Here is a 15,942-nt window from a genome sequence, read left to right as displayed (position 1 = left end):
GGTCCAAGAGGGGTCGAACGTGGCAAAAGCGATCTGGGAATACCGCAATCTGCAATTTATTGTCGGAGTCGCAATTTTTCTGGCTTCCGTGGGAAGCGCTAGTGCACAGCAACTCGCGGCGCGCGCTAATCTTCAGCAGAAACCGGACACTGCCCCCAAGACTTCAATCAACTCCGCTACGAAAACGGCCGCGGCTGCGCCAAGCAGCCCGCCAGCCACGTCGGATGCAAAGCCGGCCCGGGTATCTTCAGTTAAAGGACCCTACTATGTTGATTTTCGTGCCCGCACTGCTGCATCCTACGGACACGCATTTGTCTGGTACGGCAAGACGAGCCAAAGGGCGGTCGAAGTTGCGGGCCTGCATCCAGCAGGTGACACGCTGCCGTACATGTTGGGACATCTCATGTTTGTGCCTTCTGAAACGGGCGCAAGCTACGGTGACCTTGATGAGCAATATTTAACGGCCAGCTATCGAGTCTACTTGAATGAGGCTGACGCCAAAAAGGTATTTGCTTACATCAAGCATCTTCAGGCGACCTCGCCGGTGTGGAACGCGGGAACAACCAACTGCACCAATTTCATCGGTCGCATAGCGAGTTTTATGGGCCTGAAGGCTCCATTCCATTTGTTGAAGCCTGAAGAATACATAAACCAACTCAGAGCGCTAAACGGTGGACGTCAAACGGTGCAACTGGTTGCCGACCGGTAGACCCCGGGGGTATTCATGCAGGCTCTGATAATCGACGTCGGACTGCGAGGTGCGCATTTCCCAACACCTGGATTCGCGGATCCAGCCCTCGATCAAGTGGTAACCGCCTGCATCGTTTCCTGAATGTCGATTTGGGCGGCAGCGTCGTGGACCGGCTTCACTTGTTGACAGTTCGGCACAAAAGCGGTGTTCGGGCAGGCGGATGATGCGTACGCCGTGAATCGGGTGCTCGATCTGCCGCAGCAGGCGTGGCTAAAGTGGTTAATCGACACTCCGCGATGTCGCTTATGGGTCAATGGCGACGGTTTGCCCGACCCCTGATGAGGTCCGGTCTTCTACTCACAGCCGGCATATTGATGAAGGGCCAGAAACGGAAGTCGCCTTCGGCTCGGTTCCTCAACGGAAGGCACGGTCTGCATGCTCTGGCACGAGGGAACGTTGACGCAGATCAAGTATTCGCGGGGTTAGTCAGGGACAGTCGTTTCCCTAACAGGGAAAGGAGATTGTTATGAGACAAACCGGCCTGAAACGAGCTTTGTTAGTTGCCGCCGTTGTCGCATGTGGGGTTTCCGGTTCAGTTGGGTGGTCAAAAAATGACGGCCTCTCACTGTCCGTTGATAGCGCCCAAGCACGCGTGGGGCGACCATTGACCCCCGTGAGTGTCGCTGGCGTTGCACGTCGAACCACACGGCGAGCGGTAGTGGGCGGAGCGGTAGTAGGGGGAGCGGTGGTTGCTAGGCCGCGCTGCGGGTATTACCCCTACGGACCATGCTACTAGCCTTAGCTGGCCAAGGCTCGCGCCTTCCATGCCCGTGAATAACAAAAGTCCCGTGACGGGAAGTCCCCACGGGGCTTTGCTGCGACCTGCAACCGCGACAGAGGAACAGCTTCCAAACGGTCACGCGAGACCCGAACGACTGCTGTCGGTCAAAAGGCGAAGAACTCAACGTCAGCAAGTCTAGTCCGCTAAGGATGCAGCGTGCCACGTCTCGATCAATTCTTCCCTTCATGCACGCGAGCTACTGCAGGCGCTGCACCAGGACGATGAGCGGAGATGATGACCTATCGACCCACTACGCTCTAGCCAGCTACTTAGCTGTCCCCGTCGTAACTCCTGTCCCCGGCGTAACTCCGCGCCGCACTTGGCGCGCTTCACGGCGACCCTCGCGGCGCACTTGGCGCGCGTCACGGCGATCCTCGCGGCGCTCGCGTCGCCCCTCACGTCGATCTTGACGCCTTTCCATGCCAGCGGTCTGCGCCTCCGCGTCAGGGACCATCAGCACGGTCGGGAACGCGGCTATTGCGGTCGCCAAGCCCAAAGAAGAAAGAAGCTTCCGTCGAGAGATCATGACTGCCTCCCTTGCTGGATTGCCCCAAGGTCAAAAGTTTATTCGCTCTGCCCGTCCTCGGCTTGATCTATGTCATTGGACGGTTGCACAAATGTGCAGCGATAGGTCAAAAGTGCTGCTCTAGTGGCGACGTCGTTGTGTTGCAAAGGAAGAGCGAGCCGCCGACGACATCCCAAGGAACTGCTTTGGGATTGCCGAATTGATGGGTCGGCCAAAAACGCAGGAGGTCGCCATGCGCCTTCACCTGCCCCACCACAACTACTCTGTCGACTGGGTCACGCTAACCGCCGGCAGCCTGCTGTTGGTGGGTTTCGCCGCCGCCATCGCGGTCATGCTGGTCCGTTAGGAACGGAGGCAGCCTCCGGAAAAAATCCGGAGGGGCGTGGCCAGGTCGGCGTCACTTTGATCCATGTCAAAGTGAGACGATAGGTCTTCTGTGCAGGTATCCTGCTCTGAGTACATGGGGAGGCGATAGGTGTCCCCTTTCGCAGCACTTTTTTGCGGGTGTCTGGCTGGGATGGTCAGCGACCGTAGCCTTAGGGGCGCAGCGCACCACCTCACAAATGATGGTGGGCAGAGATCAACTCTTCTCCTCGTCGTGCTGATGATGCTTGCCGGAGTTGGCGCTGCCTCGCCAGCAAAAGCTGATCCTGCCGCCGACAATTCTCAGTGGCACGCGTTCAGTGGAACGTGGACTGCGGTTGGCAAACGACAGGACATTGGTCTAGGTGGCGATCGCCGGGCCTCGGTTGCGGACTACAGCGGATCACTGATGCTGTATGGGACCTCACGTCCTGCGCTGGGCTTCCGCGCCGAGGCTGTCGTGCTCAACGACAGCGCTACGGGTCTGATAGGAAGGGCTGTCTGGACCGACGACACAGACAACCACGTCTATAGCGAGCTTCGCGGCGAAACAACCCCGGCAGGTAACAGCATCGTTGGGACGTTTGTCGGTGGCAGCGGTCGGTACAAAGGCGCGACGGGCACCTACGAGTTCTCCTGGCGCTTCCTCCTGGAGACCGAAGATGGGATCGTGCAGGGCCAGTCGATGGGGCTCAGCGGCAAAGTCCGATTTCCGCCAACACGGAGCGAGCCCGCCCCAGGCACGTCTAAGCCATGACACGCCCCCTCACGACGCTGAAACAGGCGTTGCCGTTCGTGCTGGCGGTCGGCATATGGCTGACACCCGTTCCCGCCGGATTGACCCCGCCTGCCTGGCACCTGTTTGCCGTGTTTGCATCGGCGATCGCGTCGGTGCTCATCGGCTCTTTTCCGCTGCTCCCATCCGCACTGCTCGCTGTTGCGGCGGTGGTCCTGACCGGCACCATCACTCCGGCGAAGGCTTTCGCAGGCTTTGCCAATGCCAGTGTGCTGCTAGTCGTGATTGCCTTCCTGGTCGCGATCGCTGTGGTGAAATCGGGCTTGGGGCGGCGCATCAGTCTGTTCATGGTCAGTCTGTTCGGTCGATCGTCTTTAGGGCTTGCCTACAGTATCGTCATAACGGACGCGCTCATTGCTCCGGGGTTCCCCAGCAACACGGCGCGAGGTGGAGTTCTGTTTCCGATTGTACTGTCGGTCGCCAGCGGGTCTGGTTCGCGGCCGGAGGACCCCGAGGGTCGTAAACTGGGCGGCTACCTCATGTTCTGCGGGATGGCGAGCCTATCGATTTCGTCGGCGCTTTGGATGACCGCCACTTCCGCCAACCCACTCGGGGTCCAGGTGGTCAGGGACTTCGGGGTGGCAATTGGCTTCGGCAAGTGGTTGGTCGTGGCCGCAGTGCCTACACTGACTGCGCTCTTCCTGCTTCCCTTGCTCGTAGCGCGCATTTTCCCGCCGGGGATCGGCCGAACACCGGAGGCACCTGTTGCGGCGCGTAAGGAACTGGCGGCGCTCGGTCCGCTCAAGCGCGATGAATGGATCACGGCTGCAATTTTTGCGTTCATGGTCCTCGGTTGGGTGTTTGCCGATGTGTTGCAGTTGAACGCGACCAGCGTCGCTTTCGCTGGCCTCGGAATGTTGATCATGTCAAATGTCCTAGGATTGAAAGACATCGCAGAACACGGAGAGGCCCTCGAAACGTTTCTGTGGCTTGCAGTACTGTTTGCCTTGAGCGGCCAGCTCAATGAACTCGGGTTCATGGGTTACGTCGGCCAGCGCCTGGCGTCCTACATAGTCGGCCTTTCATGGCACATGACCTACGTCGTACTGATCGTACTGTACGTGCTAATTCACTACATGTTTGTCAGCCAAACTTCACAGGTGCTGGCTTTGCTCGGCGTTTTCCTTGACGTCGGCGTCCGAGGAGGCGTGCCCGCACCGCTAATGGCGTTTGCTCTGCTATTTGCGAGCAGTTACTTCTCAGTCATTACGCCCCAGGGTGGCAGCCAGAACGTCATCTTTGTAAGTAGCGGCTACCTCACACAGCCGGAACTCTATCGGCTCGGCCTGCTCGTGACACTCTGCTTCCTTGCGGTGTTCCTGATAATCGGCACTCCATGGATCCTATTGGTCACCTGAACAGCTTACGCGGTAGCTGCTTGCAAAAAAATTTGTCGTTGTTGGGGGCCACATCTCGCAGGCATGGCCTCCCGGGCGCTAAAAAAGTGATCGTGTCCCCCGGCGTGGTGTAATTGGCGGCGGGTCACCGCGTTCGCCGGCAAGAGCCGGGCAGGTCAGCTGGCGATTGCCGGGGCGCTGACGGTTGGATCATCGCTCAACGGCGCGATGGTTTCCAGTGTCATGTAGCGGGCACGCTGGACGGCCCATTCATCGTTCTGCTCGAGCAGGATCGCGCCGATGAGGCGGATGATGGCATCTTCATTGGGGAAGATGCCGACCACCTCGGTGCGCCGCTTGATCTCGCCGTTGAGGCGCTCAATCGGGTTGGTCGAGTGCAGCTTGGTTCGATGCTGGGGCGGGAAGGCCATATAGGCGAGCACATCGGTCTCCGCTTCGTCGAGGAAGCCAGAGAGCTTGGGCAGCTTGGGACGGAGCTGGTCGGCGACCTTCCGCCACTGTGCTCGTGCGGCCTCGGCATCGTCCTGGGCAAACGCGGTGGCGATGAAGGCGGAGACCACGCGCCGCCCGCTCTTGGCGGCATGCGCCAGCGCATTGCGCATGAAGTGCACGCGGCAGCGCTGCCAGCTGGCGTTGAGCACCTTGGAGACGGTGGCCTTGATGCCCTCATGGGCGTCGGAGACGACCAGCTTGATGCCGCGCAGGCCACGGCGAGCGAGCTTGCGCAGGAAGGCCGTCCAGAACGTCTCAGCCTCCGAGGGGCCGATATTCATGCCGAGAACTTCGCGCCGGCCATCGCTGTTGAGCAGGCCGCCTCCAGCGAATTCATCGGTCCTCGTCCGGGTGGACCCATCTGTAAGGCGTGATGGTGTGTCCCACTGGTGACTGGTAGCGCGTCGTCACACAGCGGTGGCATAGCGCTTGCTAGGTTGACGGCCGAGGTCTCCAAGATGTCGGCGCTGAGGCCTTCCGGGGGGACCGCGACAATCCTCCGACCGCGCCGCCGAGGCCTCGCACCGAAAAAAATCTCAGCCCGTGCATGCCCGCGAAAATCCGGAGGGGCGTGTGTGTGTGTTCGGAGCGTTTCCGCGCTATCGTGTAGTGCTAATTTTCGAAATGAGATTCCACGGCAACAACGTGATTTGACGGCTGCTCAAATCGAAATAGAGAACACCGCGCTCCCCACTCCGAAGCACGTGAGCCTCAATTCTCTGCCCGTCCGTTGTGTTGAGAGTGGTTGCTGTTCGCAAATGCACCAAGGAGCAGGAGACCGTCGATTACGCCGATCGCAGTGCGAACTTCCAGTGGAGCTTCGTCGGGCTTGGCGAATGTCCGCTACGGGACTTGGCTGTGTGAAAACGCCAAGACGCTTGAGCGCGATAGAAGAAGTTATTCGTCCAAGGTCGTTTTGGGGCTCAAGCTCGCAAGCGCCTTCAACTTTGACGACGAACTGAAGAATGTAATTCTAGTTGTGTTTCGATCCTTCGCGTTTTTACACAGCCAGGGTCAAAAGCGCCGGTCGAGGATACCGCGAACGAGGTCCGGTCTACCCCCATCAGCAGACTTGAGGGTGGCGGACCTTCCCTTCGGCTGATTTGGTTCGGTACTTGATTTCGGCAAGCAGCTTCGGCGATGTCTGTTGGCGGTCGCCCTTAGGCCGCTTGCGCAGGGTCTTCCTTCTCGCCGGTCGCGACGATCTTGAGCGCCCCGTCCGGCAGCGGACGCTGCAGCACCTTGGCCTCATCCCAAGGAGCGCGCATCCAGATGTCGCACTCCTCGGCCGTGGTGAGGATCACCGGCATCGCTTTCGGGTGCACGCGCTTCACCTCGACGTTCGGCTCGCAAGTCAGGAAGCCGAAGATGTCCGTGGTGACCTCGCCTTCCTTCGCCTTTCGCACGCTGGTCCAGTTTGTCCAGATGCCGGCGAAAGCGGCGAGGGGCCGAGACTCATCGAGTGCGAACCACACCGGCACCTTCTTGCCGTCGATCGTGTCGTACTCCGAGAACGACGTAAGTGGCACAAGGCAGCGATTGTCCGGCCCGAGCCACCGCTTCCAATGGCTGCTGCTGGTATTCCGGATGTTGGTCGTCCCGCTGTCCGGCTCCATCCGAAGTAATTCATTGAAGTCTACCGGTTTGCCCTTCGCTTCCAGTTTCTCGGCCCGCTTCTTCGTTGCATCCATCAGCGCCCTGGATGAGGACGGCATGCCCCACCGCGCCATGACGATCTCACGGTCGTCGGCCGCGTTCCGGACGATCGGTGCCGGATAGTCCGGGAAGATGCCGGGCATCGACGCCAGATTGCCGACGTGGCTGTTCAGCGCGCCGAACAGCTTGCGGATCGCGTCGACGTTCTTGGTCATGCTGTAGAGGTTACACATCTCAGGTTTCCGGAGCCTGGTGGGGGCGAGCCGTGAGTTGCAGGAGGGTAGCGGCCGGGCGGCGCCCTGCCTTAGCACACTTGCTGCAGCGAAGCCGCCCAGCTAGGTCGTGTACGGCAGTGGTTGGCGGATGGCGCAGCGCCGCCAAGTCGACGTCCCGCCGAGTCTTGCAGCGCGAGCATTCGATCTCGATCCATGAGTAGCCACCGTTCACGGCTTGGTCGATGGACGGCGACGGGTCGATCGGGCCGCCGTCGGCCCACATGCGCTCGTTCCAGGACTCGCAGAGTAGCTTGTCGGCCTCGCGGATCAGTGCCTCGCCTTCTGCCCTGGCGCTCTTCGGAGCGTCGCGCCAAGACCGTCGTCATCGCTCGCGACTTCGACAGCTCTTTCGCAAGAGCCTTGCGGTCTCCTCCGGAGAGAGGCGTTGGATGATAGCGAGGAGCCATCTGTATAACCTGGCGTCAGACGGCACCGGCACAGCTACTCGAACGAAGGCCAGCAACCGTCTTCCTCATGGAGGCCGGTGCGCTCCGTGCAGGTGTTGTTCAGCAGACGCTGGCCTACCTCTCGCCAGATTGCGCCAGCCCCGTAGAAGCGAGTGGCGTCTGCCTTCTGAATTTCCACGATCCGCTCGCAGCGGCTGCAGGTGACGCGCAGCACGTGACGGCTGATCTCAGACAGTTTGTGTGCCTGGATCGGCTTTTCGGCGCGAACGGCATCGGCGCGGGCTTCCCCGAGAAGCGACGCCCAGTACGCAGCTGGCAAGTCGTCGGCTGGACCGACGGCCGGCGTGGAAGGGGTGTTCTTGCCGACGGCAAGGGTATTGGCCAGCTTCTGGATCTGTTTCATGGTCGGAAAGCGCCAACTAGCGGGTCGGTCGGTCATGGTCAGAGTAGAACATAACAAGAACAAATGGTCGAATCTGGTTCTCAGAAAAATGCTTCGGACCGCCTGGCCGTTTGTCGGAACTGGTCGCGGTCGTTCGTCTTGAATCCGAGACGCCCTAGACCGGAGTTCTGCGTACCATGGCCCCGCGCGCCAACTGGAAAGGCTTTTTGAGGCTCTCCCTGGTCACCTGTCCGGTGGCTCTGTATCCGGCGACCTCGGAGAGTGAGAAGGTCTCGTTCAACCAGCTCAACCGGGCGACGGGCCATCGGATCAAATACCTGAAGGTCGATGCGGATACCGGCGACGAGGTACCCAACGAGGACATCGTCAAGGGCTACCAGCTTGAAAAGGACCAATTCATCGAGGTGACGAAGGAGGAGCTCGAAGAGATCGCATTGGAGTCGACGCGAACCATTGAGATCGACGAGTTCGTCAATAGATCCGAAATCGACCCGAGGTATCTGATCCGTCCCTACTACCTGCGTCCCGACGGCAAGGTTGGTCACGACGCCTTTGCCGTGATCCGCGAGACCATACGCGAGATGGACAAGGTTGCGATCGGGCGGGTCGTGCTGACCAATCGCGAACACATCATCGCTCTCGAACCGCGCGAAAAGGGCTTGATCGGTACCCTGCTGCGCTATCCCTACGAGGTCCGCGATCCGGCGGAGTATTTCGACGAAATCCAGGCCGTCAAAGTCACAAAGGACATGCTGGATCTCGCGAAGCACATCGTGAACCAGAAGGCGGGGACGTTCGACCCTGGGAAGTTCGAAGACCACTATGAAACCGCACTGATAGACCTGATCAACCAGAAGCGCTCGGGCAAGACCATCCGCCCGAAGGAGCGGCCCAAAGGCGAAAACGTCGTCGATCTGATGGAGGCGCTGCGGCAGAGCGTCGGTCGGGAGGGCGCGCCGGCGAAGGCGAGCAAGCCCGCCAAGAAGCCGCGCAAGGCGGCGGCGGGTCAGAAAGAGATGTTGATGTCGATCCAAGGCAAGAAGCCGGCGAAGGAAGCAGCGGCGAAGAAGCCCGCGACGGGCCAGCGGCGGAAGTCGGCTTAGGCGACTGATGTCAGGCACTGGTGGCGCTTCAGGAAAGCGCGAATTTCCTCGATCGACCGCTGCGGCCCAACGCGCGATAGGGTGCTTCGACTGGACGCTGCGATGACCTTCACGATCGGCATCATCTCGGATACGCACGGCCTGCTTAGGCCGGAGGCTCTTCGCTTGCTGGCCCACGTCGACCACATCATTCACGGCGGCGACATCGGCGATCCCGAGATCATCACCGCGCTACGGAGAGTTGCCCCCGTCACGGCGATCAGGGGGAACGTAGACACGGGCGAGTGGGCCACCGAATTTGCCGAAACCGAGCTCGTGCGGCTCGCCGGACGGTTGTTCTACGTTCTGCACGACCGCAATGTCCTGCAGGTCGATCCCGTAGCTGAGGGCATCGATGTCATTGTTTCCGGCCACTCCCATATGCCGAATATCGCTACCGTCGATGGCGTACTCTACGTGAATCCCGGCAGCGCGGGGCGCAGACGTTTCAAGCTACCGATCGCGCTTGCGAGCCTCGAAGTCGCGCCCGACGGACTGAACCCGATCATCCACGATCTTGAAGTCGGATAGGCCGCGCCGCGCACGTCCAGCCAGGCGAAACCTTCGGCGCCGTTTCGGTCGCCGCGCTGTAAGCCGCGTCTATGGGCGGCGTCAGATAGGCAGATCGAGCTGAGGTCCAATATCGTCGTTCGCCGGCGTTTGCAGCGACGACAGCGGCACGCCCAGAAGGCGAACCGACTTCGGGAAGGGCATCTCGGCCTGCAGCAGGGCGACCGCCAAGCTCTCCAAGTTGTCCCGGCTCGATACGAAATTCGGGATCGACCGGCTCCGCGTGATGATCTCGAAATCGAAGAACTTGACCTTGAGCGTCACAGTCTTTCCCCGGTTGCCGGTGATCTCACAGTGGCGCCAGACCTTGTCGATCAGTGGCTGGAGTTCGGCCGCCATCGCGTCGAATGTCGTGAGGTCCACCGAGAACGTGTTCTCGGCGCCGATGGACTTGCGGATGCGGTTGGCGCGGACGGGACGATCGTCGACGCCGCGCGAGATCCAGTAGTAATAGGCGCCGGACTTGCCGAAGTTGGCGTTCATGAATTCGAGCGTCTGGTTGCGGATGTCCATTCCGGTGAAGATGCCGAGGCCGTTCATCTTCGCGCTCGTCGCCGGACCGATGCCGTGGAATTTGCCGACCGGCAGCGACTCCACGAACGCGGCGCCCATCTCGGGAGAGATGACGTACTGGCCGTTCGGCTTCCTGTGATCCGAAGCGAGCTTCGCGAGAAACTTGTTGTAGCTGATGCCGGCTGAAGCGTTGAGGCCCGTCTCGGCCTTGATCTTCTCGCGGATCCGCAGCGCGACGTCGCGGGCAAGGGGTATGCCCTGCAGGTTGTCGGTGACGTCGAGATAAGCCTCGTCCAGCGACAACGGTTCGATGAACGGCGTGTGCTCCGCGAAGATGTCGCGGATTTGCCGGCTGATTGCTTTGTAGACCTCGAAGCGCGGTCTAACGAAGATCAGGTCCGGACACTGCCTCTTGGCGGTGACGCACGCCATCGCAGAGCGGACCCCGAACTTGCGCGCCTCGTAGCTTGCCGCAGCTACGACGCCACGTTCCGCCGAGCCGCCGACCGCGGCCGGCTTGCCTTGAAGATCCGGATTGTTCCTCTGCTCGACCGACGCATAGAAGGCATCCATGTCGATGTGGATGATCTTGCGGTGGGAAAGGCCGGTGTCGAGTCGGCTTTCGGCCGGTGCTTTCTACGGTCCGTCCTTCGCTCCCGCCTTGACAAATAGAGCTTTCGGAACAAAAAAGGAACGATAAAACTGTGTTTGGCGGATCGTTGAGAGCAGATTCGTCGACCAGAAACGATGGGAACCCGGCGCGCGTCAAATGAAGCCTACCACGTTGCCGGTCTACTACTATCTCGACCACTTCGTCGAAATGCTCGACTTTGTCGAGAGGACGTATGGCGAGATCCTAACCGACGAGCAACGTTCGTTCACCGCGCGCTTTCGCATCCTCTCGAAGGACGCGCAGTGTCTGCTCATCCGGATGGTCAACCGGCGAGGGGCGATCTTCAATCGCGCACTCTTTAAGTACCGCGAGATAACCGACCTCGAAATCGCGGCTCGTGACTTGATCGAGTGTGGCCATGCGCGCGGCCTGCGTGCCGAGGACTATTCCGCCTTCGTACTTTGCCTGCCGAAGACCGCACTTCTCGACGGCGCCCGTGCAGCGGGGTTCGGCCGCGACGTCCTCACCTCATGGTCGAAACCGGTGCTGGCCGACTTCTTCGTTGCCGCAATTCCGTTCGATCTTGCGGCAAAACATTGCGGGGCCGGCGGCTTCATAGCGCTCGACAACACGCGGCCGATCGAATTCCTGCTGTACCTCTATTTCGGAAAGACGGTCGACGACCTCAAGAACTTCGCTCTGCGCGATCTCGGCGTCCTGCGCACGAACAGGGAGACGTCGTTCAGCGCTCGCTTTGCCGACGCCGACGAAGCTCATGCATGCTTTCACTACAGCCAAGTGCTGGACCGCATCGAGGTCCGTTCTGCCGGCATCTATGCACGGGAGGCTGCAGCGATCCTGGACGGACCCCCGCGGACGACCGAATATGCCGCCGACCTTGCGGCCCGCGCCGCGTGCCGGGTCGGGCAGTTCTTCGAGAAGCAAGGCGACAAGGATCTGGCCGAACGGCTTTATCGTTTCGGCGGCTCGGCCGATTGCCGCGAGCGCCTCGTCCGGTTGCTGTACGCGGAGGGCGACAAGGAAGCGTCTGAGAATTTGCTGCGGGACATGATCGATGATCCCGAAAGCGACGACGAGCATCTCTTCGCGACGGATTTCTACGCGCGCAAGTTCGGCGGACGGCGGACAGGTCTGTGCACTGAGTTGCTACGATCGGGGCGGACGATCGTCGTCGACGACACGCATCGCGGTAATCCCGAGGCTGGGGTGGCTGGCGTGCTGCGGCGCCTGGGCGGGCAGGTCTACTTCGCGGAGAATACGCTTTGGCACATGCTGTTCGGGCTGCTGTTCTGGGATGAGCTTTTCGAGTCCGGCCAGCTTCACAGCGGTTTCGACTGGGTTCCGCATTGCCTTCGCGACCGGACGTTCCATCGGCGGTTCGCCTCGCAGATCGACGTCAAGCTCGCGGAGATCAGATCCGGTAATGCGCTTCCGATCGTCTTGCGCACCGTCACCGCTAGATGGGGCCGACCCAATGGAGTCTTCGCTTGGGACCACGTGCAGATGGGCGCACTGCGTGCCTTGCTCGAAGGCGCCCGCGCGGACGGTTTGGCCGAGATTGTTCAGGCGATGTGCGAAGACTTTCCCCGCACGCGGGACGGTTTCCCTGATCTGATGCAAGTGCGCGACGGCAAGGTGTCTTTCGTCGAGGTCAAGGCGGAAGGCGACGCCATACGCCGCAACCAACTGACTCGCCTGCGCCAGCTGGAGAACGCCGGCATCCCGGCCAAGATCGGCCGCGTGGACTACCGGTTCGACCCGGAGCAGGACTACGTGGTCGTCGACATTGAGACCACGGGAACCTGGTCGTCTGGTGATCGCATCACCGAAATCGGTGCGGTCAAGGTCCGTAACCATCAAGTCGTCGACGAGTGGCACTCGCTTGTTAATCCGCAGCGGCCGATCCCCGCGAAGATCGTCGAACTGACCGGCATCACCAACCAGATCGTTCGGGATGCGCCCGTGTTCCACGAAGTCGCCGACAGTTTTATGGCGTTCATGGGGGACGGCATCTTCGTCGCCCACAACGTGAACTTCGACTACGGCTTCCTGTCGTACGAGTACGAACGGCTCGAACGACGCTTCCGCTTTCCGAAGCTGTGTACTTGCGTGGGAATGCGACGTCGATATCCCGGGCACAAATCGTACGGACTCGGAAAGTTGTGCGCGATCTACGACATCGAGCTCGAAGAACACCATCGCGCGCTATGCGACGCTCGGGCGGCGGCCCGGCTGTTGAACCTCATAAACAAGAAGCGCGACGACGGCATTTCGGCAGAAGCGGTGCAGGCTGCTTAGTCGCATTCCGGACAAGATCGCCTCTGCCGTCCCATACTACGGCGACGAAAGACCGAGGCCGCTAGATCAAAATGCTAGTCTGTTGGACACTCTGGGCACGTGTCGCCGATTGAGTCCAACACCTCGGCAATTGCGGCTGCGGCGGCCGCCGGCGAGACGCCGGGCGGCGGTGCCTCACAGGCGAGCTGGAACGCGCGGTCGCGGGCATGAGGATCGGCCCGATCGAGCATCCAACCGTGCTCCTCGCATTCGCGGATGGTGCCGGCATCGCTCAGCGCCAAAATGGCCCAGCCACGCAGGGTCCGTATTGCCGGCCGTCTCTCCTTCGTCATCAGCATAGAGATCACTCCTGCCGGGACGAATCCTTCCGCCCCCTCGCTCGTTCCGGGCGGTTAGCACGCAGGGATTCGCAATCGGCAGGGCTCCGGCTTGTCCACCTGTTCCGTTGTCCTGTGCAGAACGCTAGGCGACCGGGGCGGTCGTTCTTCTCCCAGTCGCCACGATCCGCAGAGTGCTGCCCTTAGCGGCAGCGCTTGCAGCTCAGTGCGCTCCTCGTCGCGTCCATCAAAGCCTCTGCGATAACGGCATGCACTCTGCGAAGGCCCTGCAAACAAAGTGGAAAGCTAACGCTGCCGAACAGGCTTGAACTGTCTCCCCGATCTGCCGCGGTATTGATTTTATGAAAGTTCTAGATCCGTAACACCGTTCTTGTGTGGCACATTCAATGAAGCAGACGGAGTTAGTTTGCTCACTCATGAGGTTTCTAACAAAACGGAGTCAGTTGGCTCACTGATAAGGTTTCTGCCAAAAGCTTATCAGTGGCTGAGGCCAAGGTTCCGCAAAATCCCTCCGTGAACAGACAGTCCCCGCGTCGGCCAAAGTGCCGAATGAACGCCCACGCCACCAACATTCCCGGAGCGCCGAGAGGTCTCGGCGAGGGACTGTGGGCTCCTGGGGATATGACGTGACTATCTGAAGAATTCCGTAGCGCAGCTCACAGTTGATAAGGGAATATTCGCAATCAATACCCTCTACCAATACCTGCGGAGCACAACTTGGACCGACAACATAGCGCGCCAATTCTTCTCACCTCAGAAGGGCGCTCCATTGCTCTTGAGCTTATCCCGCAGCGTGGCCCGGCGGCTGCAATGCTTGAGGCCCATGAGTTGGTCCACGCTCACGCTGCAGCTCTGCCAATTGCCGAAAGATGGGTTGAGCCCTTGCGAAACCCATCACCAATCCGACTCTCTCTCGCCATATCGAAGACCGATTTCGGACTGGTGGGCCGCCCAGCGGATCGGGTCGTGACCGAGTTCGACGTGAGAGTGAAACGAAGACGACGCCCAATCGCGCACGCGTTTCATCCGAGCATGCATCGGATCGGCTCGCACCCGCGAGCAGACGTCAAGGCGAAGCAACAGAGAGGCAGCTGAGGTCCAACAGCAGACTGATGCGCGGAAGGAAAGAGCGTATCATTCATCCTTGTCGACACGCTATGACCAAAGCGCCGGCTTATTCACGGCGCGACGACAGCGCCTCGCGGGTCGATAGCGCGATTTATAGCGACGTAGTCGATCTCACCACGCGTGATGCCGATGTCCATCAACTCGCCGTCCGTCAGCCGGCATAGCTGGGCTCGCAGTATCTCGCGTTTTCGCCACTCGCAAAACGCATCCCAATATGCTTCGAGGGGGCTGTAACTGCCGCCTTGCGGTTGCCGGTTCGAACTCAGTGGTCTCGTGGATCGTGCTCATCGCGGTGTGTCCAAGGTGAGCTGTTTCACCATACTAAAGCTGCCAGCACATCCGCTGGCGCGCTTAACAGGTGGCTTACATTCTCCTTACCGGCAGCTTATTCTTTGCGCTCTTGGGGCTTCAGAGGTGACATCGAAGAGGAATGGCAGCTTGCGTTATCTCTTTGAGGACTACGCATTGGATACCGACCGGCGCGAACTGTATCGCGCAACGGACGTGATTATTGTCACACCTCAGGTGTTCGATCTGCTTGACTATCTGGTCCGAAACCGGGAGCGCGTTGTCAGTAAAGACTACCTCATCAACGCCGTTTGGAGCGAACGTATCGTTTCCGATGCCGCGCTGACGGCTCGCGTGAACGCCGCTCGGAGCGCAATCGGCGACACGGGCGAGAAGCAGCGCCTCATAAAATATTGCGGCGCAAAGGTTTCCGCTTCGTAGGCAAAGTGCAGGAAGCACAGACGCTCGCGGTTGAGCCGGTTAACGCTGCGGCGCAGAGCGGCGACATGAAGCCGACCCCAAATTCAGCGCAGCGTCTGTCCATTGTCGTGCTGCCGTTCACCAACCTGAGCGGTAACCCCGAGCAGGACTATTTCGTTGACGGCGTGACCGAGAGCCTGACCACGGATCTATCGCGCATCGGTGGCTCGTTCGTCATAGGTCGACACACCGCATTTACCTACAAGGGCAAAGCGGTTGATCTCAAGCAAATCGGCCGCGAGCTGGATGTTCGTTCCGCGCTAGAAGGTTCTTTGCAGCGTGGCGGTGATCGGCTTCGCGTAAACGTCCAGCTCGTGGACCCCGAAACCGGCGCGCACCTGTGGGCTGATCGCTTTGACAAACGGATGGCTGATTTGTTTGACGGCAGGACGAGATTGTATCAAGGCTCGCTACACACTGAATGCTCAACTGATCGAGGCAGAGGCGCGGCGCGCCGAGCGATCGCCTCTTCCTGATGCGATAGATTTGTGTTTCCAGGGCCGTCATTCGTTGAACAAGGGACGCTCGCCCGAAAACCTGACACAAGCTGGTGGCTTTTTTGAGCGAGCCTTGGCGCTTGATCCCGAGAACGTCGAAGCGCTGGTCGGGAAGGCCAGCGTCGATCTAATAACTGCCGCCGCTTTCATGGTTGATGACCGCGATGCGCGCTTGTGGCGGCGGAGGTGATGTTGAACAAGGTATGTCCATGGCTCCGCGTCATGCGCAGGCTCATATGTTGTTTG

The 15,942-nt window shown here is 60.2% G+C and carries 14 protein-coding genes and 3 pseudogenes; 9 read left to right on the top strand and 8 right to left on the bottom strand.

Annotated features, from left to right (window positions below; genetic code table 11):
• The first annotated feature begins 88 nt into the window (after positions 1-88).
• Positions 89-709 carry a hypothetical protein gene (locus AC5ZFO_RS08290; RefSeq protein WP_404979768.1) on the top strand — a complete coding sequence of 207 codons (621 nt, stop codon included), beginning with the start codon at positions 89-91 and terminating at the stop codon, positions 707-709.
• Between the two features lie 72 nt (positions 710-781).
• Here AC5ZFO_RS08290 and AC5ZFO_RS08285 read toward each other — a convergent pair.
• Positions 782-958, bottom strand: a pseudogene (locus AC5ZFO_RS08285) (lipid A biosynthesis lauroyl acyltransferase); the annotation flags it as partial.
• Positions 959-2,830: 1,872 nt separating this feature from the next.
• On the opposite strand from AC5ZFO_RS08285, the gene AC5ZFO_RS08280 reads away from it, so the two are divergent.
• On the top strand, positions 2,831-3,178 hold the full coding sequence (locus AC5ZFO_RS08280; protein ID WP_496121929.1) for a hypothetical protein: 348 nt from the start codon (positions 2,831-2,833) through the stop codon (positions 3,176-3,178).
• Positions 3,175-4,575: a DASS family sodium-coupled anion symporter gene (locus AC5ZFO_RS08275; protein ID WP_496121928.1), complete on the top strand. Its 1,401-nt coding sequence runs from the start codon at positions 3,175-3,177 to the stop codon at positions 4,573-4,575. Before AC5ZFO_RS08280 ends, AC5ZFO_RS08275 begins: the two co-directional genes overlap by 4 nt.
• Positions 4,576-4,730: 155 nt before the next feature.
• Here AC5ZFO_RS08275 and AC5ZFO_RS08270 read toward each other — a convergent pair.
• The 4 genes and pseudogenes from AC5ZFO_RS08270 to AC5ZFO_RS08255 form a co-directional block, all read right to left on the bottom strand.
• Positions 4,731-5,381: pseudogene (locus tag AC5ZFO_RS08270) on the bottom strand (IS256 family transposase); the annotation flags it as partial.
• 846 nt (positions 5,382-6,227) lie between these two features.
• Positions 6,228-6,956 (bottom strand): SOS response-associated peptidase, encoded by a 729-nt coding sequence (locus AC5ZFO_RS08265; RefSeq protein WP_282520712.1) that lies wholly within the window; start codon positions 6,954-6,956, stop codon positions 6,228-6,230.
• A 1-nt stretch (position 6,957) separates the two neighbouring features.
• A pseudogene (locus tag AC5ZFO_RS08260) lies at positions 6,958-7,405 on the bottom strand (hypothetical protein).
• A 34-nt stretch (positions 7,406-7,439) separates the two neighbouring features.
• A complete protein-coding gene (locus AC5ZFO_RS08255) occupies positions 7,440-7,844 on the bottom strand; it encodes a hypothetical protein (RefSeq protein ID WP_282520713.1) in 405 nt (134 codons plus the stop codon).
• A gap of 140 nt (positions 7,845-7,984) precedes the next feature.
• On the opposite strand from AC5ZFO_RS08255, the gene ku reads away from it, so the two are divergent.
• Positions 7,985-8,911, top strand: coding sequence for a non-homologous end joining protein Ku (ku, locus tag AC5ZFO_RS08250; RefSeq protein ID WP_496121927.1), 927 nt, complete (start codon positions 7,985-7,987; stop codon positions 8,909-8,911).
• Between the two features lie 102 nt (positions 8,912-9,013).
• Positions 9,014-9,481 (top strand): metallophosphoesterase family protein, encoded by a 468-nt coding sequence (locus AC5ZFO_RS08245; protein ID WP_496121926.1) that lies wholly within the window; start codon positions 9,014-9,016, stop codon positions 9,479-9,481.
• Positions 9,482-9,562: 81 nt separating this feature from the next.
• On the opposite strand, the gene dinB is transcribed toward AC5ZFO_RS08245, so the two are convergent.
• Complete coding sequence (gene dinB / locus AC5ZFO_RS08240) at positions 9,563-10,621, bottom strand: DNA polymerase IV (RefSeq protein WP_496121974.1); 1,059 nt, start codon at positions 10,619-10,621, stop codon at positions 9,563-9,565.
• Between the two features lie 181 nt (positions 10,622-10,802).
• Between dinB and AC5ZFO_RS08235 the strand changes: the two genes are divergently transcribed.
• On the top strand, positions 10,803-12,965 hold the full coding sequence (locus tag AC5ZFO_RS08235; RefSeq protein WP_282520715.1) for an exonuclease domain-containing protein: 2,163 nt from the start codon (positions 10,803-10,805) through the stop codon (positions 12,963-12,965).
• A gap of 74 nt (positions 12,966-13,039) precedes the next feature.
• On the opposite strand, the gene AC5ZFO_RS08230 is transcribed toward AC5ZFO_RS08235, so the two are convergent.
• Together AC5ZFO_RS08230 and AC5ZFO_RS08225 are read right to left on the bottom strand one after the other, a co-directional pair.
• Positions 13,040-13,303, bottom strand: coding sequence for a hypothetical protein (locus AC5ZFO_RS08230; protein ID WP_496121925.1), 264 nt, complete (start codon positions 13,301-13,303; stop codon positions 13,040-13,042).
• Between the two features lie 1,178 nt (positions 13,304-14,481).
• Complete coding sequence (locus AC5ZFO_RS08225) at positions 14,482-14,607, bottom strand: DUF1127 domain-containing protein (protein WP_496121973.1); 126 nt, start codon at positions 14,605-14,607, stop codon at positions 14,482-14,484.
• A gap of 262 nt (positions 14,608-14,869) precedes the next feature.
• On the opposite strand from AC5ZFO_RS08225, the gene AC5ZFO_RS08220 reads away from it, so the two are divergent.
• The 3 genes from AC5ZFO_RS08220 to AC5ZFO_RS08210 are packed head-to-tail and all read left to right on the top strand — an operon-like array spanning position 14,870 to position 15,886.
• Positions 14,870-15,160 carry a winged helix-turn-helix domain-containing protein gene (locus AC5ZFO_RS08220; RefSeq protein ID WP_404979757.1) on the top strand — a complete coding sequence of 97 codons (291 nt, stop codon included), beginning with the start codon at positions 14,870-14,872 and terminating at the stop codon, positions 15,158-15,160.
• Between the two features lie 5 nt (positions 15,161-15,165).
• Positions 15,166-15,675: a hypothetical protein gene (locus AC5ZFO_RS08215; RefSeq protein ID WP_404979758.1), complete on the top strand. Its 510-nt coding sequence runs from the start codon at positions 15,166-15,168 to the stop codon at positions 15,673-15,675.
• A 34-nt stretch (positions 15,676-15,709) separates the two neighbouring features.
• Positions 15,710-15,886, top strand: coding sequence for a hypothetical protein (locus AC5ZFO_RS08210; RefSeq protein ID WP_404979759.1), 177 nt, complete (start codon positions 15,710-15,712; stop codon positions 15,884-15,886).
• The last annotated feature ends 56 nt before the right edge of the window (positions 15,887-15,942 follow it).

The organism is Bradyrhizobium sp. Unk1, assembly GCF_059512345.1.
Note: the sequence above shows the minus strand (reverse complement) of the source record. Positions and strands in the feature narration are given on the sequence as shown.